General features: G+C 59.4%; 14 protein-coding genes. 4 read left to right on the top strand and 10 right to left on the bottom strand.

The window, feature by feature from the left end; genetic code table 11:
- The first annotated feature begins 328 nt into the window (after window positions 1-328).
- Window positions 329-1,408 carry a beta-ketoacyl-ACP synthase III gene (locus CA51_RS22215; protein WP_145123339.1) on the top strand — a complete coding sequence of 360 codons (1,080 nt, stop codon included), beginning with the start codon at window positions 329-331 and terminating at the stop codon, window positions 1,406-1,408.
- 54 nt (window positions 1,409-1,462) lie between these two features.
- Here the strand turns inward: CA51_RS22215 and CA51_RS22210 are convergent, their stop codons facing one another.
- The 3 genes from CA51_RS22210 to CA51_RS22200 all read right to left on the bottom strand — a co-directional run bounded on the left by CA51_RS22210 (window position 1,463) and on the right by CA51_RS22200 (window position 5,226).
- The gene (locus CA51_RS22210) at window positions 1,463-2,245 is read right to left on the bottom strand and encodes a hypothetical protein (RefSeq protein ID WP_145123338.1); all 783 of its coding nucleotides are present in this window, start codon (window positions 2,243-2,245) and stop codon (window positions 1,463-1,465) included.
- A gap of 197 nt (window positions 2,246-2,442) precedes the next feature.
- Entirely contained in the window at window positions 2,443-4,431 is a 1,989-nt protein-coding gene (locus CA51_RS26270; protein ID WP_231745833.1) for a prenyltransferase/squalene oxidase repeat-containing protein, read from the bottom strand.
- 183 nt (window positions 4,432-4,614) lie between these two features.
- Window positions 4,615-5,226, bottom strand: a complete 612-nt coding sequence (locus CA51_RS22200; protein ID WP_145123337.1) for a hypothetical protein — start codon at window positions 5,224-5,226, stop codon at window positions 4,615-4,617.
- A 57-nt stretch (window positions 5,227-5,283) separates the two neighbouring features.
- On the opposite strand from CA51_RS22200, the gene aroB reads away from it, so the two are divergent.
- Window positions 5,284-6,390: a 3-dehydroquinate synthase gene (gene aroB / locus CA51_RS22195; RefSeq protein WP_145123336.1), complete on the top strand. Its 1,107-nt coding sequence runs from the start codon at window positions 5,284-5,286 to the stop codon at window positions 6,388-6,390.
- A 12-nt stretch (window positions 6,391-6,402) separates the two neighbouring features.
- On the top strand, window positions 6,403-7,227 hold the full coding sequence (locus CA51_RS22190) for an inositol monophosphatase family protein (RefSeq protein ID WP_145123335.1): 825 nt from the start codon (window positions 6,403-6,405) through the stop codon (window positions 7,225-7,227).
- A gap of 42 nt (window positions 7,228-7,269) precedes the next feature.
- On the opposite strand, the gene CA51_RS22185 is transcribed toward CA51_RS22190, so the two are convergent.
- The 4 genes from CA51_RS22185 to CA51_RS22170 form a co-directional block, all read right to left on the bottom strand.
- Window positions 7,270-7,515 carry a type II toxin-antitoxin system HicB family antitoxin gene (locus tag CA51_RS22185; RefSeq protein WP_145123334.1) on the bottom strand — a complete coding sequence of 82 codons (246 nt, stop codon included), beginning with the start codon at window positions 7,513-7,515 and terminating at the stop codon, window positions 7,270-7,272.
- Complete coding sequence (locus CA51_RS26565; RefSeq protein ID WP_145124298.1) at window positions 7,512-7,709, bottom strand: type II toxin-antitoxin system HicA family toxin; 198 nt, start codon at window positions 7,707-7,709, stop codon at window positions 7,512-7,514. Before CA51_RS26565 ends, CA51_RS22185 begins: the two co-directional genes overlap by 4 nt.
- 122 nt (window positions 7,710-7,831) lie before the next feature.
- Entirely contained in the window at window positions 7,832-8,956 is a 1,125-nt protein-coding gene (locus CA51_RS22175; RefSeq protein WP_145123333.1) for an ATP-binding protein, read from the bottom strand.
- A 157-nt stretch (window positions 8,957-9,113) separates the two neighbouring features.
- On the bottom strand, window positions 9,114-11,621 hold the full coding sequence (locus CA51_RS22170) for a c-type cytochrome (RefSeq protein ID WP_231745832.1): 2,508 nt from the start codon (window positions 11,619-11,621) through the stop codon (window positions 9,114-9,116).
- Window positions 11,622-11,953: 332 nt separating this feature from the next.
- Between CA51_RS22170 and CA51_RS22165 the strand changes: the two genes are divergently transcribed.
- Entirely contained in the window at window positions 11,954-15,478 is a 3,525-nt protein-coding gene (locus CA51_RS22165; RefSeq protein WP_145123331.1) for a PPi-type phosphoenolpyruvate carboxykinase family protein, read from the top strand.
- Between the two features lie 157 nt (window positions 15,479-15,635).
- Here the strand turns inward: CA51_RS22165 and CA51_RS22160 are convergent, their stop codons facing one another.
- From CA51_RS22160 to CA51_RS22150, 3 genes are all read right to left on the bottom strand, one after another.
- Window positions 15,636-15,935, bottom strand: a complete 300-nt coding sequence (locus tag CA51_RS22160) for a hypothetical protein (RefSeq protein WP_145123330.1) — start codon at window positions 15,933-15,935, stop codon at window positions 15,636-15,638.
- A 235-nt stretch (window positions 15,936-16,170) separates the two neighbouring features.
- A complete protein-coding gene (locus CA51_RS22155; protein ID WP_145123329.1) occupies window positions 16,171-18,333 on the bottom strand; it encodes a site-2 protease family protein in 2,163 nt (720 codons plus the stop codon).
- A gap of 4 nt (window positions 18,334-18,337) precedes the next feature.
- Window positions 18,338-19,777 carry an efflux RND transporter periplasmic adaptor subunit gene (locus tag CA51_RS22150; RefSeq protein WP_145123328.1) on the bottom strand — a complete coding sequence of 480 codons (1,440 nt, stop codon included), beginning with the start codon at window positions 19,775-19,777 and terminating at the stop codon, window positions 18,338-18,340.
- Window positions 19,778-19,871: the final 94 nt, after the last annotated feature.

Here is a 19,871-nt window from a genome sequence, read left to right as displayed (position 1 = left end):
TCGAATCGAGAAGCTGGACCGCAGCGCTCACATGGGCTGCGTGTGCCAGACCGCTCGGGATCGGAAAACGTTTTCATATAGGAGCCTGGTTCGCCGCGATTGCCTTGGTACCAACCTCCATCCGCTTCGGGATTGAAAACGTTTTCGAATGTACGTCGGCGCGGACATCGAGCACAAGTCGGCGGGTTCGCGGAGCGGATTGTCGCCGTCGCGGATGTCCGTCTGCCGCAAATCGTCAAATTCGTGTATTATAGGGACGGTCCAGGCCAGCAAGCCGCATTGGAATTGCTGCCTTTTTTGTTCGCGTTTGCTATCGGCGTCTTATCGAATGTCACAGATTACCGAATCTTCTTCCGCTGGAACACGCTCCGCATCGAACCGCGGCTCGGCACCGCTGACCCAGACTGGCGGCCGCAGTCGGCTTGGACAAGCGTTGGGAGTCCGTGTGGCTTCGACCGGCTCCTACGCCCCCGCTGAGATCGTCACTAACGACGATCTGGCTAGCTTGGGTTGCGATAGCGAATGGATCATCAAGCGGACGGGGATCCGTGAACGCCGCAAAGCACGACCCGACGAAGCGACCAGCGACATGGCGTACGAAGCTGCCTCGCGGTGCTTGAAAGACGCGGGAGTCGACGCTTCGGAAGTCGACATGATTTTGGTCGCCACGATGACTCCCGATCATCCAACACCGTCGGCCGCGTGTCATCTGCAACGGCGTTTGGGAGCGACAGCTCCGGCGATGGACGTCAACGCCGCGTGTGCCGGTTTCATGTACGCGATGGTGACGGGATCTCAATTTGTTGCCGCGGGGAACGCCAAGAAGGTGTTGGTTGTTGGCGCCGACCTGATGAGCCGCACGATCAACCCGCACGACCCCAAGACCTACCCGCTGTTTGGCGACGGCGCTGGGGCAGTGTTGTTGGTTCCCGATAAGCCCGAAGGGGCGGGCCTGTTGAAATACACCTTGGGCAGCGAAGGCTGCGGCGGCAAGATGTTGTGCATACCCGCCGGCGGTTCGCGAACGCCGTTGGTCCCCGATGCGTTTAACGAGGGACGACACTACCTGTGGATGGATGGCCGGGCTGTCTTTAAGTGGGCCGTGCGCGTGGTGGCGGAGAGTTCGATCGACGTCTTGAACGAACTGGGCATGGGCCCCGATGATCTGAATCTGATCATCCTGCACCAAGCGAATCAACGGATCATCGATTCAGCAGTTTCCGATCTGGGCGTTCATCGCGAGAGCGTTTTTGTGAACGTCGATCGCTATGGAAATACCAGCGCGGCGAGCATTCCGCTGGCGTTGGACGAAGCGGTGCGAGCGGGCAAGATCGAGCGTGGACAACACGCGCTGCTGTGCGGTTTTGGCGCCGGGCTAGCCTGGGGAACCGCAGTCCTCCGCTGGTAACCGCGTCGACCTAAGCGAGTCGACTTTTTCTAACGTCGCGTTCTGGCGACGCAATTAAGCCGCAGCGACCAGCATCTCGTCCTGGATCGCTTCGACGATCTCGGGTGTGATCTGCGTGGCTCGAGATCCGGCACCAGCTAGCAGCGACAGTTCCGCTAGGCGGGCGAGAGTTGCCACGCGGCCTTCGCTCAATTCGTGCAAGCGGACGATCGCTGCATCGTTGAACAGTTCGGGTTCGCCTCCCGAATCGGCAATGCTCTGACGGATAAAACCGGCGGAATCCGAAAGCGCCCAATGTGGTAGATCGATCCGCAGCGGACAGCCACCGATGCGATGAACCAAGCCGCCGGCGGTCTCCGTATTGCAAGCCAATACGGCGGTCACGTGACGCGAGCGATTGATCAACGAACTGATCGATTCGGCGACTAGGTTGGTTGCGTCGTCGACCAGCAGACAGGTGTAGACATCCTGGCGGCTAGCGGCGTCGATCGTATCGCAGATCCGACGCCAGGCGTCGCTGCTGTGCAACGTCGGATCGGCGCACAGGGTTGTCGAGAGTTGGTGCAGCCAATCGGCTTGTGAATCGCAGCGGCCCGAAACCAGGACCGTGTCGACGATCGCTCCGCTCCACAACACGTTGCGGCTGACGTGCCGCAACAGCGAGCTGCGGCCCGATCCGGGGCCGCCGATCAGCAGCCCGACCGAACGGGCATTGCCGACCAGGAATCGAAGTCGCGCGATCGCCTCGCGTTGGCTGGTGCCTTCGTAGAAATCCTCGCGTCCATTGACCTGACCAAACGGCAGCCGATGCAAACGCCAATATTCGTGATATGACATATCTCAGGACCCAAACGACGTGACTCTCAAAACCGACGCTGCGGCGGGAACGGCACAGCGCAGCTGCGCAGACGATTCCGAATATTTGCGTAAATCGGGTTTGCTGGGTAACACTCTTCAGCAAATATAAACGCTAGCGTCCAACACTTGCGTAATCGATGCTACGCGAGCCGGTTTGAGGTGGCCGGGCAGGGGTTTTAGAGGGGGAAATCGTCTTCCGCAGCCGCTTCGGCGTACAGTGGCAGGTGGCGGTAATAGACTTCCAGAGTCATCGTGCAAAGGGCGGTGATCGCCAATCGGCCACCGCGCCCGCCGGTGTGACCGCTCTTAAAGTACCAGCTGCCGATGGCGTGCCCCTGGGATTCCTGCGTTTCGACCAGCCACTCGCTCATCTCTTTATTAAACGCGTCCCACTGCGGGCCGCCGTATTGGCGAAGGACTTGAGCAGAGTAGTAGTTGTGGTAGGCATCGTTCTTGTTGAGTCCGATTTTGGCCAGATAGTCGACTCCCTTTTTCAGCGAGGGGTGTTCCTTATCCCAGCCCAGATACATCCGGCACAGCAGTCCGACGGCTGTTGTCGAAGGCTTCTTCTGCGGAGCGGTGTAGCCGTAATAGACTCCATTGTCGGCCGAGACGCGATCGAGGAACAGCGACGCGCCGCGGACGGTGTTGGGCGGAACAACCAGGTGCCCCATGTGACCGCTCTTGAGTGCCATCACCATCCATCCAACAACCGACGTATCCCCTTCTTGCCCGGGGGTGTAACGCCAACCGCCACCGGTTTTGTTTTGCGTAAACGCGATGTAGTTCAGCGCCGCTTGAGCTGGCTTTGCTAGCGCCGGATCCTCGGTCATCGCATAAGCTTCGCACAGTACGATCGCGCACAACCCGTGCGAATACATCGTTCCCGAACCGTCGCGACAGTCCCCGGTGATCAGGCCGCCTTGGTTTTTGACTTTCATGTTCCCCGCGATGAACTGCAGGCCGCGGTGGACAGTGCCTTTGTATTTGCCTTGCATGTGGGTCTGGCCGGCGCCGAGGAATGGCAGCAGCGCCAACGCGGTCGCGCCGTTGAAGCTGTCTTTTGCCTTTTCATCCCCTGGGTTTCCACACTTGTTACCACAGGCGATGTTGTGGTGCAGGTTCCACGCTCCGTTGGGTAACTGGTGTCTTTGGAACCATTCCAAGGCCTTGGTGACAGCGGCTTCGGTCGCTTCGCTGCCGCCGTATTTCTTCAGCAGTTCCTTTTTCATGTCGGTGCTGCGGGCCGAGAATTCGGTGGTCGCTTCCATCGCGGAGGTCAACGATTGAGTCAACGCATCCATCGGCGCGATCGCATCGATCATGTCGGGCATCTCGGTCCCGACCATCAGCACCGCGTCGGGCGTTTCGACTTCGATCGCTTCGACAGCTTGCACGGTGGTGGGTGGCGAGATGACAGGTTCTTCGATCATCTCCTCCTCCATCGAATCGGGCTCGATCTGCTCCAGCGAAAACTCTTCCATCTCTTGCCCGGCCTCATCGGTCGGGGTGACGGTGAGCACATTTTTTGCAATTTCGACAGGGTCCAGGGTGACCAGAGCCAGCATCAGGAGGACCAGTCCATGGATGAGACTGCTGACCATCCAGGGTGGGGCGGAGCTGAAAAAGCCAGCTCGGCGGTATTCGATCTCATCGCTATCGGCCAACGCGGGAGTGGCCGCTGTCGCCGCGGAGGCTTCGGATTGCGAAGGGCGATTTGCTGTCTGCTTCTGAACCGTTTGCAGCGATCTGCCTTGGGCGCGGACGATTTCGCTGCCGGGCAATCCCATCAGCGCCCCGAGCGATCCGGCCCACGGTGCATTGGGATCTTTGACGTCGTAAGGCTTGCCGTCGTCGACGAGCGCTTCGGGGGGCAGTTCATGTTTGTCGGCGATCTGGCGGAAAAGCGGATCGACCCATTTGCCGTCGGCGGTATCGGGGCGGAGCTGTTTGTGGAAGCGACGGAACATGTCGCGCAACATCAGCAGACCAAAGCAATGAACCTGGTCGGATTCGAGATCGGCGATCTCGCTGTCGTCCATCGCCTGGTCGATCAGTTCGGGCAGGCGTTCGGCGAACATCGCCTGATAGTAGTGAACGAGTGGCTCGGGGTTAAATTCCTGCCAATCCTGACTTCCGATCGCCGCCTTTAGGGACTCGGACAATTGCATCATGGGTTCGGTGAAATGCCGCTGTCCAAGCGCTTTGCGGTCCATAGATCGAACTCGTTGATCAGAAGAGAAGGGGGCGATAACTACCCACAGCGGGGAGTTATGCGGAGCTCACGGTTCCTTAATATTATATTCCAACTAACGTGAACAAAGGCGAAACGTACCTATAAAAACGCGTTACTGAGCCGGTTCTGCCGTTTCATTCGCTACCTTTGCGAACAACCGCAAGCGATAGGCGATCCGTGGCAGGACACTTTGCGTTAATCGAATCGCTCGTTTCCCCCCCGGCTTTCCGACCCATCCCTCATCCAGGTGGATTGCGATGATCGTTCCGTCGGCTTCGTCGTCGAATTGGCCAAACCGCACGAAGGCCCAGGGCCAGCGAGTCGCCTCGGCGGGAGGGATTTCCAGCTCGCGAGCCTGCAGCCAATCGAAGTTGTTGTCGGCCAGGAAAGTCCGACGAAAGTAGCCTAGGTCACGAAGCTCGGTCAGGTCGATCCAGCCCTCGTGATAAAAGTCGAGTTCGGGGACGGCTTGCGAATCTTCGGGCCGCAGCAGTTCGACAGGCCGACCGACGCGAATCGCCTGGCTCACCTCGGGGCCCCAGAAAGGATCGGTATGTTCGGTCGGCATGCTTCGGGAGCGGACGATCGCTAGCGCCATCGCAACGGAAAATCCGAGGCCCAGGACTGCATACAGGCAGCCGCGAGGCGATACCAGGCGTGGGGGGGCGGGCCACTGAGCCGCTGGTGCCGCGTTGTCGGTCGATGCTTCTTTAGATTGATCCATGCTGCTATCCTAACGCACGTGCTTGATTCGCCTAACCTGTAGCAACGATCAAAATTCATGGTTTTGCCAAACGTTCCCGACCGCCTGGAAGTCCCGCTGCCCGATGCTCCGTACCCGATTCTGATCGGCAGCGATTGGTTGACGGATCTCGTTTCGCCGATCGCCGATCGGATGCCCGATCTGTCGCATGCGATCATTATTCACGATGCGGCTGTCGCCCAGCCATGGGCCGCGACAATTCAGCAAGCGTTGCAGGACCGCTATCGGACCGACATGATTTCGGTCCCGTCGGGCGAACCGAGCAAGTGTGTCGAACAGCTGCAGCGGTTGTGGATTGGGCTGCTGGAAGCCAAGACCGATCGCAAGAGCGCGATCATCGCCGTCGGCGGAGGCGTCGTGGGCGATCTAGCCGGGATGGTGGCGGCGACCTTCATGCGTGGGATCCGGTTTGTCCAAGTCCCGACAACATTGTTGGCTCAGGTCGACAGTAGCGTCGGCGGCAAGACGGGGATCAATCTGCCCGGTGCCAAGAATATGGTCGGCTCGTTTTGGCAGCCCCAGTTGGTTGCGATCGATATCGCGACGCTGGGGACTTTGGCGCCGCGGGAGTTCATCAGCGGGCTGGCCGAAGTGGCGAAGTACGGCGTGATCTGCGATGCCGAATTTTTTGCTTGGTTGCAACAGAATCACGAAGCGATCCACGCCCGCGATGCCGCGGCGCTGAAGCATGCGATCCGAACCAGTTGCCAAGCGAAAGCCGACGTCGTCTTGGCCGACGAACGCGAAACGACAGGCCGCCGCGCGACCTTGAACTATGGCCATACCTTTGGTCATGCGATCGAAGCGCTTGCCGGATACGGACACTTCCTGCACGGCGAAGCGATCGCGATCGGGATGCAGATGGCCGCCGATCTTGCACGCCGCATGGGACGTGTCGACGATGCGTTTTGTGAACAGCAGACCGAGCTGTTCACCTCGCTGCAGTTGCCGATCACTTGGTCCGAAGCCGATCCCGATGCGATGTTGGGAGCGATGTTCAGCGATAAGAAGACCGAACACGGCAAGCTGCGTTTTATCTTGCCAACAAAAATTGGACACGTCGAATTGGTCGACGATGTTCCCGAAGACTTGGTCCGCCAAGCGATCACCGCCTGCAGCAAATAGAGTGAACCGAAGATGAGCGATTTGGATCGAGAGCAGATCATGGAAGTCGCACGCCAGGCCGCGGTTGCCGCCGGCGGCGTGCTGCGACGCTATTACGAAACCGGCGTGCAGATCCGCAGCAAAGCCGACGCAACCGGAGGCCAACACAACCTCGTCTCCGACGCCGATCTCGAATCGGAACAGACGATCGCCGGCGTGATCCGGGCGGCGTTTCCCGATCACGAGCTGTTGGGAGAAGAGGAGCTTTCGGGAGCGATCGAAGCGGAGCATCTGTGGGTGATCGATCCCTTGGACGGGACAAACAACTTCGCCCACAGCATTCCCCATTTTGCGATCTCGATCGCCTACTGTTATCGCGGCCAGCCGCAGGTCGGCATCGTCTACAACCCGATTCGCGAGGATTGGTTCACGGCGATCGCGGGGGCTGGGGCGTGGAGCAACGATCGCCGGTTGAGCGTTTCGAGCGAAGAGTCGCTGGGGCAAGCGATGCTGGCGTGCGGGTTCCATTACGATCGCGGCAAGTTGATGCAGGCGACCCTGGATGCGATCGGCGAGCTGTTCTCGCAACATCAGATCCACGGCATCCGCCGGATGGGCGCCGCGGCGCTCGATCTGTGCGGCGTCGCAGCCGGGCAGTTCGGCGGCTTTTTCGAATATTTCCTTTCGCCGTGGGACTTCGCCGCCGGGAAGCTGATCGTCGAAGAGGCGGGCGGAACCGTGACAACATCGCGAGGCGAACCGCTGGGGCTGCAAGCCGGCGGCGTGATCGTGACCAATGGCAAACTGCACCCGAAGCTCTCCGAGATCGTCCAGCGCCACCAACCCTCCGGTTTTTAAGCCCCCCGAGGCTACTAGCGAGCATGCTTGGCAGCAATGGAGCTACGTCGTCGTTGCGTTTGCGATCGTATTGGCCCAATCGTAGCCCGACGTTGCAGGGGGCAACGGCCTATTTTCGGCTTCGTACAGTTTCACTGTCTCTTCGACGATTTGGCAGAGTTCAGCGAAAACCGACTTTTCGTCGTCTCCATGGCAGCCACCGTAGAATAGGCCGGGGCAGCTGCCGACATAGCAGTTGTCTTCGTCGGACCATTCGACAATCTTGACGTATCGTGCGGCAGCGTTCATGACTTCGATTCCTCGATCGCCTTGTTTACGGCGCGTTCCTGGTACCTTTTTGCGTCGTCACCCGTCCTGCCAGAAAGCGTCACTGGTTTCGCGAGATTGGGATGCACGTAGTTCCGGTGGCTCCCTTTGCCTCCACGATTCTCAAAGCCCGCCGCCGTCAGGTCGGCAATCAGTTCTCGAATCTTTCTCGGCACCGGCAGCTCCGTTGGCAACGCGTTGACTGATTCATTGTAGCAACGACGGTAGCGAAGCCCCAGCGATTTGGCGTCCTGCGGTGCAAGCCAGGTTCACGAGCCTAGCGGAGCGATTCCGACGATCAAGAGTTGTGATCGGAGCAGGCGTCGAAGAGTGGCCGCCACTGGGCGCCCCGTTTCTTCATGACGTTCTTCAGGTATTCCGACCAGACCAGGTGATCTTTGGCGTCGTCTTTGACGACCGAGCCCTGCAGGCCGGCTGCGATATCTTCGGCGGTGACGCTGCCGTTTCCGAAGCTGCCCGCGAGGGCCATGCTGTTGCACAACAAGGAGATCGCTTCGGCGGTGGAGAGGACGCCGGAGGGGCTTTTGAGTTTGTTCTTGCCGTCGAGCGTTTCGCCCGATCGCAGTTCGCGGAAGATCGTGCAGACTTTTTCGACGGCATCCGGCGTCGGTAGTTCTGCTTGCAAGTCGAGGTTCGATGCCAATTGAGCAACGCGGCCGGTGACGATGTCGATCTCCGTTTCCAGATCCGATGGGCTGGGCAGGACGACGAGATTGAAGCGGCGTTTCAGAGCTGCCGACATGTCGTTGACGCCGCGGTCGCGGGTGTTGGCCGTCGCGATCACCGAGAACCCTTTTTCGGCAGCGACCTCGGTCGCCAGTTCGGGAACGCTGATCCGTTTTTCCGACAGCAGCGAGATCATCGCGTCTTGGACTTCCGACGCGCAGCGCGTGATCTCTTCGAAACGGGCAAGTTGCCCTGACTCCATCGCACGAAAGACGGGACTCTTGATCAACGCTTCGGGGCTGGGACCGTGAGCGATCAGCATCGCGTAGTTCCAGGTGTAGCGGATCTGTTCTTCCGTTGTCCCAGCAGTTCCTTGGACAACTTTCGTTGAATCGCCGTTGATCGCTGCGGCCAGATGTTCGCTGAGCCAGCTTTTGGCGGTCCCCGGTTCGCCGATCAACAGCAGCGCCCGATCGGTGACCAGCGTCGAAATCGCAATCTCGACAAGGCGACGGTTGCCGACGTATTTGGGAGTGATCGGCGTGCTTCCCGCCTTGCCGCCGCAGATGTAGGTGAGCACGCTGCGGGCAGACATTCGCCAGCCGTTGGGGCATGGATGCTGATCGTTTTTGATCAGCGCGTCGATCTCTTCGGCAAACAGATCTTCGGCCGGACGCCGCAGCATCCGGTCGTCATTGCTCGCTTTCTTCTTCGGTTGGGCTGCTTTTTTTGCCATCACGAAACTCCAAGTTCTTCGACCTGACAATTCGTTGCCGCCACGGTGCCGCGAGGGCTTCGCGCGACATGCGACTTCCAAGCCGGAATGATTCGCCGATCATTCCGGCCCAACCGTTTGCGTCCGCGACATCACATGCCGCGGTGCGTCGATCGATCTACTTGGCGTAGATCTCATGCGACGGATTGCCGCCCGCCTTCAGATACGCCAACAGGTCGCGGATCTCTTCAGCGGTCATCGTGTCCAACAATCCAGCGGGCATCATCGACGTCGTTGCTTCGCCCATCGTATCGATGTCGTCGCGAATGATCGTCGTCTGATCGGCGGGGTTCATCATGTTGGTCAGGACCATCATGCGGTCGCCCGACAAGTTGATGACTTTGCCGACGATGACTTTGCCGTCCAGCGTCAGGAACTGCGTTGCACCGTATTGGTCGCTGATGACTTTGTCCGGTTCGATGATCGAAACCAACAGATCCTTGGTGCTGAAGCGTCCGCCGGCACCGGTCAGGTCGGGCCCCAAGATCCCTCCCTGGCCGCTCATGCGATGGCACTTGTAGCACTGACCGACGGCGAACATCTTCTTGCCGCGTTCAAAGTCATACGCTTGCTTGGTGGCTTCGCTGTCGGCGGTCAGGTCCTCGACCTTCCATTCCTTGACGACGTCGCGCGGTTCCAGGTCGGCCAAAGGATCGCGAGCCTCTGGAGTCTTCAGCAGGTCGCCCAGTTCGGCTTTCTTTTCATCCGAGAGCTTGGCGATCGCCGCATCGCGGATGTTTGTCAGGAAGCCGCCGAACGACATGCCACCGCGGGCGGCAGCAGCGTCCTGGAACCAGCCGAAGTAGGCTTTTCGCGAATCGGCGTCCCAGGTCGCTTCGTGTCCGCGAAGCGCAAACGCGTATCGCATCTGATCTTCTTGCGTCGGTGCGTTGATCATCAAGTCGACAACGCGAGCGGCGATCTTGTCGGCGTCCAGTGCGATCAGAACCTGAGCCAGTTCGCGGTTGACGTCGACGTTTTTGCCAGGCAGATGCGGATCCAGTTGGGCCAGAATCGTTGCACGTTGTGCGTCGTTGGGAGTGCCCAAACGAATGAAGGTCAGTCCGTAGGCTCGCAGTAAATCGATCCGCTGCGAATCGCTCAGAGCGTCCCACTTGATCGACGTCAGGGCTTCGATCGCCGCGGAGGCATCGGAAGCTTCGCCACAACGGGCCAGAGCGATCACGCCGTGGACCAACGCTTGAGGATCGGTCAACGCCAAGACTTTGCTGCGCCATTGGTCAACAGGTTGGTGTTCCAAGGCGATGCGAGCGGCAAAGCGGATGTTGCGATCGGCATTTCCGAGTTCCGCAATCGCCGCGGCGACTGCCTCGGGATTAGCCGAACCGTGGAACGATTCCAGCTTGTGTCGCAGTTGACGTAGCGCCTGCGATTCTTGATCGACCGACGGGGCAACGGGAGCTGTCGATTCGGGGCCGGTGTAGCGGATGCGGTAGAGTGCCGACTGAGTTCGTCGGCCACCGATCGTGAAATACAGCAGGCCATCTTGAGGACGCACGACCAGGTCGGTCACGGGCAACGGCGCGGCGGTGGCGAAGGTTTCGAACGATCCGCTGTAGCTGGAACCCGATTCGTCCATGTGGACTGCAAAGATATTTCCGAAGCTCCAGTCACAGATGAACAATGCCTTCTGGTACTTCGCTGGGAACTTGGCACCGGTGCCAAACGCGATTCCGGTCGGTGAACCGGGGCCGATGTCGACGACAGCGCCGAGGCTGTCGGGGTAATAGGCTGGCCACTTGCCAGCGCCATTGCGCCAACCGAACTCAGCGCCACTGACAACGTGGTTCACGCGGGTCGGACGGTACCAAGCGGTACCGACGTCCCATTCCATGTCGGCATCGTAGGTGAACAGTTCGCCGGCGGGGTTGAAGGCGATGTCGTATTCGTTGCGGAAACCGGTGGCGATGATTTCAAAGTCGCTGCCGTCGGGGTTGATCCTTGCGACCCAACCGCCGGGAGCCAAGCGTCCCGCATTGTGGCCGCGCGCGTCGGGCATGCTTCCCAACAGATGATCTTCCGACCAATGGCGAGGGACGCGGCTGTGGGGAACGTCGGCTGGCAGATCGGTCGTGTTGCCGCTGGCGATATAAATCTGTTTGCCATCGGGAGAGAGGATCAACGCGTGCGGGCCGTGTTCGCCGCGCCCCTTCAATTCGATCAGGTGTTCGACCTTATCGTACTGGTCGTCGCCGGTGGTGTCGGTCAAGCGATAGATGCCGCTTTTGACTTCCTTCTGCTTCCCTTTGGCGGGTTGTCCGTTGACGTTGATGTACAGGCTGCCGAAGGCGGAGAGCATGCCGTGGGCCATGCCGAAGTCACCTTTCAAACGCTCGACATCGACCCCACCGTCGGCCTTGACCGTGATGCGATAGAGCCCGCCGTATTGATCGCTGGCCAGCAGACGTCCTTTCGGATCGGTGGTCAAACAGACCCAAGAGCCTTCGCTGTTGGAGGGGACTTGGTACAGCAGTTCGACTTCAAAGCCTTCGGGAACGCGAAACGATTCGGCTGGAGTCACGCCGATTCCCCGTTTAGGGGCTTCAGCCGAGGTCTTGTCGGCGGCTGAAGTGATGCTGGAGGTCAGGCCAATCAGCAGTGCCAAGAAGGCAGAAGTGGGGAATTTTTTCGCTCTCGGTAAGGACATGTTTTATTCACCGTGCGGTGTTAAGGGGAAGGGTCGCGGCGACGCGAGTGGTTTTGTGTTGTTTAGGCCGCCAAAGCGGTCGCAGCCGTAGAAGAAGTTTACCGTGATTTTAGTAGATCGCCAGCCGAAGGGTTTGTGGAGGCGAAAGAAATCAGCGATTCCCTTATAATCGCGACCGATCAATGCACCGGCGGACTTGCCATCGAAGGTGCGACAACGATGTTGTTCAAGACGGTGTCGTCGTCCGCAAGTCCAATTCTCTTCATTATCGACTCGTTCAGGAAATACGCATGCCCTCGCCGAAAAGCTCAGAACCTTTTCAACGATCACTGGGTTGGGATCGCTCGATTGCCACGGACACCGCTGAACGTGCCAAGCTTCACAGCTACATCGCGTTGCAGTTGGCGGCCGCCGGGTTCTTGCCTCCCAACGATGATTCAACCGACCACGCGTTGGCGCAGTACTCCGCCGGTTTCCTGCAAAACCTGCGCGAGAAGAATCGCTTGTTGGCCGATTATCGAGCCCCGGTCGATCGCCGGATCGAAGCCTTTCTGGCTCGCAATTTTGCTGAACTGAATCTGGACCAGCCGCTGCGTTTGCCATCGAGTTCGTTGGTCTTGGACCGCCACGGCGTGGCTCGCGAATTGAGTTTGCCAGCTCGCGGCGATCACTTTGAAAACGATTTCGTTAACAGCTATCGCGTTCACAATGGCGTTCTGCACAATCCTCGCTTCGACCGCCGCACCACCGCCGGTACCTTTCACATCGTTGAAGGCGGACCGGCGATCGCTGGCAGCAAGCGGACCGTTCCCAAAGCTGTCTTCGCCAAGTTGTTCCAGGCGGCGATGTCTCCGCCCGACGAATTGATGAGCCTGCCCTACACGGCCGACAGCGATTCGCCGGCGCGTTGTTTTGTCAGTCTATTGTTGCGGCCGTTAGTATGCCCCGCGGTTCCCGGTTGCTGCACCGAGAAGCGGATGGAGGTGCGGTTCTATGCTCCTGGCGCGTTGGTCAGTAACCTCGATTTTGTCGAGTCGATCTTTGGTAACGCTGGCGACGCGTTGGTGCCTGAAAACGACGCCGGCTTGGATGTCGAACACTGGACCGGCCACACGGGCTGCGTAATCTTGGCGCCTCATTTGGAACGGCTGACCAAAAAGGAACTGGGCCTGCCACACATAAGCGAAGCGACGGAGCGACAGATCGCCGACCGGATGTGTTGGGAGGACGAGAGCGAATGCTACAACGACGGGACGCCGTTTAAGGCTGTCTGCCGGACCGACGAAGGTGTTGTCGTGACGCTGATCGCCGACAACTACTACGGCTACTGCAAGAAGGAAGTCAAGTCGCAGATCAGTTATTCGGCGAACCTGTTAGGCGGCGTCGAAGAGGAGCACGCCGGCGGAGCGATGGCCTTTGCCAGTTATTCGTTGGGGGACGAGTTTCAAGTCGACAGCCGTCGCTATAACAATCGAACCTTCGAAGATATCGCTCGCGACTACAGCGAATTCATCGACGTAAAACCCGAGGGCTACGGCGTCGATCGGTTGTACCCCGAGGTGATTTATATCCCGGAGAATGCCAAGGTGACGCTGTTGGAACAGTGCGTCAAATGGCAACATGCAGGGCAGCAACAGCGCATTCCGCTGTTGCCCGAAAACGTCTACATCGCTCCCAGCGGTTATAAGATCCGGTTGGATAAGCACCCCGCGGCCCCGTCGTGGCGACTTGTTGGAACCGCCGGCGAAGGTCTGGTTTGCCACAAGCCCTGCACGGTCAGCGGCGGCGGCAAGAGCGAGATCAGCAAGAGTCTGCGCGACTATATGTTGTACGGGCCGATTTTCGTGTTGGACTTGGAACGCGATTTTGCGACGTTGGACGAGTTGTTCGAACGCGATTACAGCGGCCGTTGGCATCCCGAATACAAGCAAAAGCCGAGTTATTCCGAGCGGTCGACGCGGAAGGTGCTCGATGCCAATCGCTCGCTGGGCAGCATGATCAAACTGCTCACGCCCTCCCCCGATTACAACGACGACTACAACGCTTGGTTGGCGTCGATCCCAAACCATATCTACGCGATGGCGTTTATCATCAAACGCTTCTCGAAGCCGGAATGGGAAGGCAATTGGCGGGAGCATTTCAGCGTCGATATCGTTAACGGTGAACTCGGCCACCAGCTGAAGCACGGTCGCCGCAACTTGGTCGGCACGTATCTGAAGGTAGGTCTCGATGGCGACCAGTGGCGAACCTTCAAGCTGCGGCAGGACTTTATCGCCGCGGCCAAGGTTCAGATGGAAGATGACATCACCGCGAGCGTCGTGATTCCCGGTCGCCGCGTCGGCGATGTCGGTCCTGCGGTCGCTGCCGCTGAAAGCTACAAGTTTGTCGAAAACTGTGAGTTCCGGCTGTTCCAACGCCCCGACGATGCCGTCCATCGTGGGCTCGATAAACAGACCGAACTCGATATGTCGCGTCCAGGGAACTTCTTGTGCAACTATGAGCCGAAGGATCGGGCTGCGATTGCCGCGATGCTTTCGAGCACGATCGAGTTGGGCGAGTTCAGCGACCCGATGCGAGAGATGTTGATCGAAGCGGGAGAGCAGGATTCGGGGTATGTCGTCAGTTCGGCGCATCCGCGAATGATCGACGGCAAACCGTCGAAGAACCCACGCTATCTGCAGGATCGGCTCGACCTGACGTCTCCGCTGGAAACTTACGTCGCCCATCGCGGGATGCGTTTGCATCGGGCGCTTCCGATGGATCAACCGGTTCACATGCCGGTCGCCGCGGTGCTCAGCGGCCGCCGCAACAATCCACCCGATCCCGAACAGGGGATCAAGCAATTGGCGGTCTATTCGCCGTTGCACTACCAGGAATTGCCCGAACTGTTCATGGATTACATCTGCAGTTTGACGGGCAAGAGTCCAAGCACGACCGGTGCGGGAAGCGAGGGAGCATTGACCAAGGGGCCGTTCAACAATATGCCTCCGACTGTCGATCTGAACGATGTCTTGGTCTCGATGATCCTGACGGGGTTGAGCGGCTTCAGCACGCCGGCTGGGCACATCGGTCCGCGGTTCGAAGTCGGTCACGACATCAGCCTGTTGATCCCCGAGATCTGGTGCCGATTGGGGCCCAAGGAACGCGATCCTCAGCGGATGATCGAGCAATCGCTGTTGGAACCGATCGCTGATTACGTGGACAGCAAAGGAGAATATGTTCCTGCCAGCCGGCTTGGCTATCGCATCACGCAGCGTTTTGTCGTGAAGTATTTCGGCCGCGTGTTCGACAATCCCGGCAAGGTATTCTCCGACGAGATTTTGCAGCCCGAACTGCAAGATCCCGAGGCGTTTGCCGAAGGCGTGCGGCACATCGCCGATGCCCAGCAGAAAGTTGCTCAGCGGTACTTCGAAGATGGGACTTGGCAATTGGCCAGCCCGCCAATTCAAGCGATCCTGTCGATCATGGCAACGGGAGCTTGGCACGGTCACGATGCCAACAGTCCGGTCGTCCGCGAGATGTTTACCAAAGAGTATCTGTTGGCAAGCGATTGGTATCAGGCGCGTTTGCAGACCAAACAAGCACGCGATGTTGCGCTCTGGAAGCGACACCTGGACTACATCGCATCGCAACGAGCGACGCTTGCCGCTGGCGGTTGCGAGATCGATCTCGATGCTCGCCAGGCGTATGCTCAGCAGCAGTTGGAGATCGCATCGAGTCCGCAGTACTTGAAGGACTTGGTCGGCACGTTAGGAGCCGATCCGATGTCGCCAACCGACGCGCGGCCAAGTCGGCCGGCTGCCGAACTGGCGTAATTCAAACGGTTTGTTGTCGGGGCCGCTGCCACGTTGCAGCGGCTCTGCACAGACGCCTACGAAAACAGGCGTCAGCGAATTTGCGACCGTCGCTGTTCTTCAGCGGCGGTGGAGGATTGGGCTGGCGATCTATCGTCGCCAGACAGAAGAACGCGACTCAGACGCGAAGCGACGTTGCCGCACCGCTTGTCCGTTTTCGCTGCCGCTGACGTTGTCGGTTGAAATAACGTCCGTTGTTCTCCGCGCTGCAGTACAGGCAACGATTCTGGGACTTGCGGTAGTACCGATTCAAAAACGGATAAGCCGCTCCCAACGTCGCAGCCGACAACAGAACCACCGATCGACGCGAGATGTTCTCATAACAGACATGGGGCACCACTTCGCGACAGCGGCGGCACCAACGCGGTACTTCTTTGACTTGGGGCACGCGGACTCCACACGATTTATCCGACTTCACTGGGCGATCCCTCCCAGCCTTGTTGTCACAATCGTGTCGCAATGCGATGGCTTTTGCAATCGCAATGCCCGCCGATTCGTGCGAGAAAGCGGCAAAGACATTGGCGTCTGAACAGGTGTCCGTTAGTCAGCGAAGCCGGGCGCTATAAACAGGTACAGCAGGCCAGTTCTCGTGGATGTGCAAAGGGCATCCGGCTGGAGGGTGTGATGTTGCCGTCTTGTTTGCGTGCTGCCAATTAGGAGCGATCCCGCGCCGCCGTCCGCTCCATTTCCAGCAACCGCTGGAACCAAACACGAACGCGTTGGTAGGGCGTTAGCGACATCCGACCGATCTGGACTCGCACGGTTTGCCCGACCGGCAAGCGATCGATTTCGCCCGCGTCGATATCGATGATCGCTTCAAAGCGAGGAGAGAGCAGCCGATAGGTTCCGGCTTCGGAATCCGCCCGGACCGGCAGCGGTCCGTCGTGGATGCCCGCTAAGGCAACGTGCTGTAGTTCGCTGGTAGCAAGTGGATGGATGTGAGCCAATCGGCCGGCGGCGCGATCTCGCGAGGCGGTCTTGATCTGCACCGGTTTGCCAACTTGCATCGCGACTTGGCGGATGTCTTGTTGTGCGATCGAGGCGATCACACGGCGGTCGCTCGGCAGGGCGATCGTCAACAGTTCGGTCCCTTCGGGCACATACTGCTGCAACCGGTCGGCCAGCCCGCGAGCCACGATCGTTCCGTCGCGATGAGCGGTAACGGTCAGCCCATCGATCTGGTTTTGCAGTTGCTGCATCCGGTCGCCCAACGCCTGCAAGGCCTCTCGTTCGATCTGAACCGCCGCGACGTCTTGCTTCTCCGCGGCGCTCCGTTTGCGAATTTCTGCCTGTCCGATTTCCGTCTGCAGTTTGACCAGTTGATGGTGCAGTTCTTCATTCCTCAGTCGGATCAGGATGTCACCGGTTCGCACCGTTTCCCCATCGACGACATCGATCGTTTCGACAAACCCATCGGTCGCGGTGCGGACAGCGACGTCCTCTCCTTGGTCGACGACCGCCGGTGCGACGATCGCTGTCGATACCGGCATGTAGAAGATTCCCGCGATAGCGATCACAGCCAACGAAGCGGCAACGACGACGGCGCGAACGCAGGCCGCGGGGGCTCGCTGTCGCTGGCGGTTCAGCGACTGAAGCGTCCGCGCGATCGGGCGAATCACCCAAGCGAGCATCGCAAAACCGACCAGCACCACGCCAGCGCCGCGGAACATAAAGCCTGCAGCGATGACCAGCGAGATGCAGATCAAAATCCGCCATGCGATCGATGCGATCCCATATCCAACGACCGCCGCTCGACGCCATCCGTAGTGCCGATCGCGAGCGATTCCCCGAGCATAAAACAGACGGCTGGCCAAATCGCGGATCGCCATCGATCCCTCGCCAGCAAGGTTCGGCAGCTGCAGTAGATCGGTCAGAATGTAATATCCGTCGAACCGCATCAGTGGATTGGCGTTGAACAGCAGCGTCGACAGGCTGGCGGCCAGGATCACGTTGTAAAGATGGAAAGTGATGACCGGCGAATCGACCCAGCACCATGCGATCGCTGCGATGGCAGCGATCGTTAGTTCCAGATACATCCCCGCCGCGGCGATCGCGATTCGTTGCCATCGCGACCGCAATCGCCAGCTGGTCGTGACGTCGACGTAAGCCAGCGGGGCCAACAGCACCAACACGATTCCGACTTGTGTCGTCTCGCATCCGTAGCGTCGAGCGGCCGCAGCGTGAGCCAGTTCATGTAGGAACTTCAACACGATCCAAGTCACCAGCGTGGCGACCCAGGTGCTGGGACTGAAGATCGCGGCCGACGATGCGATAAAGCGATCCCACTGCATCGCAACGCTCACGATCCCAACCAGCATGATCAGGCATGCGGCAGCGACAGCAAGTGGCGAGAAGATCGGTGCCAGCAACCCGGCGGATGAGCGAATCAGGTGGTCGACGATCGGCAGCGGCAGCTTGATCCAAAACGGATTGAACCGATCCCAAAGACCTTGCTTTGCCGGAGTGTTTGGTTGGGCGGGATCGGCCGCGGATCGAACCTTCACGCCGTCGAGAGTCGCCAATTCTTGTTGCAGCAACCAATGGGTGATCGAGTCGGCTTGCCGCTGGGTTAACGCTTCTCGGCCCAGGGTTTGAGCGGCTCGCCCGCAGGCCTGAGCCACCGTGGTCTTGCCGTCCAACAGCGAGATGAAGACGTATTCTTCATAGCCGACCGAAAAGAACTTGTGTCGCGAGGGGACCTCGATGCGGTATTGGATTTCGCCCGGCGCGCGATCGGGCCAGAAAACCAGTTCGGGCAAGACCCGAGGCTTCCACTGGCTGACGTCGTCCGTCAAACGATCGATCACCAACGACATGTCGCTAACATCCTAACCACATCATTAACGCGGACCACGGTTTGTGGAACAGCACCCAGACCAGCGGTCGCCGATCCGATCGAATGCTGGCCCGGCCGTGCATCCCCGGTCGATAGATCGCATGTGGATCATCGATTTGAATCTTGGCGACAAACACGTTGGCGTTGTCGATCACCTCCGCTTTCGGGTGCACGTTTTCCACTCGGCCTTCGATCGGCTGAGTCGGAAAGGCGTGCAGCCGCAACTGGACCGGCATCTGCGGCCGGACATAAGCGTAATCGGCTTCGGGAATTCTCAGCTCGACAATCATCGCCCCGAGCGGCGCGATCTCGAACAGGGTCTGCCCCGTTTCCAGCGGAGCTCCCTCGACCTGTTTGATGTCTCCCGCGATGACAATCCCTTGAAACGGGCTGCGGATCTCGAGATGTTCGATCCGGTCTTCGATCAATTGCAGCCGATGGGCAACCTGTTGGGAATCGAGCTGCGCGATTTGCGACGCTGCGTAATCCTGTTTTGCCAGCGAGACCTGCCGCTCTTTATTGGAACGGTGAAGTTCCGCCTTCAGCCCCGCCAGTTCCCAGTTCAGTTCGCGGGCGCTGATCCGCGCCAACAGCGTGTTCTCGTCGACCAGATCGCCCGGATCGACAAACGACTTCTCGAGCGATCCGTCGAACGGTGCAGCGATCAAACGCCGCGAGACCGGCTGCAACGCGCAATCGCAGCGGACCGAGTAGTGGATGGGGAACAACATCACGAAGATCAGCACGATCAATGCCGCGATCGCCACCGATCCGCGGCTGGATGCAAACGCATCGCGAACCACCGCGATCGCGCGATCGATCCGACCGGGTTGATGACGTTGGATCGTTGCCAGTCGAGCGCCCAGCGGTCGCGACAGCGAATCGATAAGGTGAGTTGTCCGCAGCGCTTCGATCTGAACTGCTGGATCGACAAACAACCAGGCACCGCACAGCCGCCCGTCGGCATCGACCAACGGAGATCCAAGGATCCGCGTGGCGCCGGCTGCCGACGCAAACTGCCGCACCGCAAGCGCAGCCGCCGGTGGAGCTTCGGTTGTCGATAGATCGATCTCGGTAACGGTGCCGCGAACAACCAGTTCGTCCAACGCAAATTGCAGCTTGCGGAATGTCGGGTTGTTCGCGTCGATCAGATCCGCTTCGCTGTCGGCGATCACGTCGCAGGTTTGTCGGTCGCCGCGGCACCAGCCGACGACAACGCGCCGCGCATGGCAGAAGTCACCGATGGCATCGCTAGCCACCGCAGCGGCCAACGCGAGGTCATCGAACTCTTCCAACTGGATCAACAACTCCAACGCCGCTGCCAACGCATGCGCTTCGCCGGCAAACGACGGCGCAGCCTCAGCGACCGTCGGCAGGTGGCCCGAGTGCGGTAGGTTCGGTTGTGTGTCGGCGGTTGAAGGCATAACGGCTGAGATGGTTGCGAGAAGGTCTACGCGGTCGATTGCAGTGCGATAAATGAAGCTCCGCGATTCAAGGCATTGGAAAAGCAGTGCGGTT

This window comes from Rosistilla oblonga, from assembly GCF_007751715.1.
Lineage (GTDB): Bacteria > Planctomycetota > Planctomycetia > Pirellulales > Pirellulaceae > Rosistilla > Rosistilla oblonga.
Note: the sequence above shows the minus strand (reverse complement) of the source record. Positions and strands in the feature narration are given on the sequence as shown.

What these genes read in the sequence shown, in the direction of transcription:
- CA51_RS22150 (WP_145123328.1), bottom strand. Translation starts at nt 19,777, where the DNA reads ATGCCTTCAACCGCCGACACACAACCGAACCTACCGCACTCGGGCCAC.
- CA51_RS22155 (WP_145123329.1), bottom strand. Translation starts at nt 18,333, where the DNA reads ATGTCGTTGGTGATCGATCGTTTGACGGACGACGTCAGCCAGTGGAAG.
- CA51_RS22210 (WP_145123338.1), bottom strand. Translation starts at nt 2,245, where the DNA reads ATGTCATATCACGAATATTGGCGTTTGCATCGGCTGCCGTTTGGTCAG.
- CA51_RS22190 (WP_145123335.1), top strand. Translation starts at nt 6,403, where the DNA reads ATGAGCGATTTGGATCGAGAGCAGATCATGGAAGTCGCACGCCAGGCC.
- aroB (WP_145123336.1), top strand. Translation starts at nt 5,284, where the DNA reads ATGGTTTTGCCAAACGTTCCCGACCGCCTGGAAGTCCCGCTGCCCGAT.
- CA51_RS22200 (WP_145123337.1), bottom strand. Translation starts at nt 5,226, where the DNA reads ATGGATCAATCTAAAGAAGCATCGACCGACAACGCGGCACCAGCGGCT.
- CA51_RS22175 (WP_145123333.1), bottom strand. Translation starts at nt 8,956, where the DNA reads ATGGCAAAAAAAGCAGCCCAACCGAAGAAGAAAGCGAGCAATGACGAC.
- CA51_RS22185 (WP_145123334.1), bottom strand. Translation starts at nt 7,515, where the DNA reads ATGAACGCTGCCGCACGATACGTCAAGATTGTCGAATGGTCCGACGAA.
- CA51_RS22215 (WP_145123339.1), top strand. Translation starts at nt 329, where the DNA reads ATGTCACAGATTACCGAATCTTCTTCCGCTGGAACACGCTCCGCATCG.
- CA51_RS22165 (WP_145123331.1), top strand. Translation starts at nt 11,954, where the DNA reads ATGCCCTCGCCGAAAAGCTCAGAACCTTTTCAACGATCACTGGGTTGG.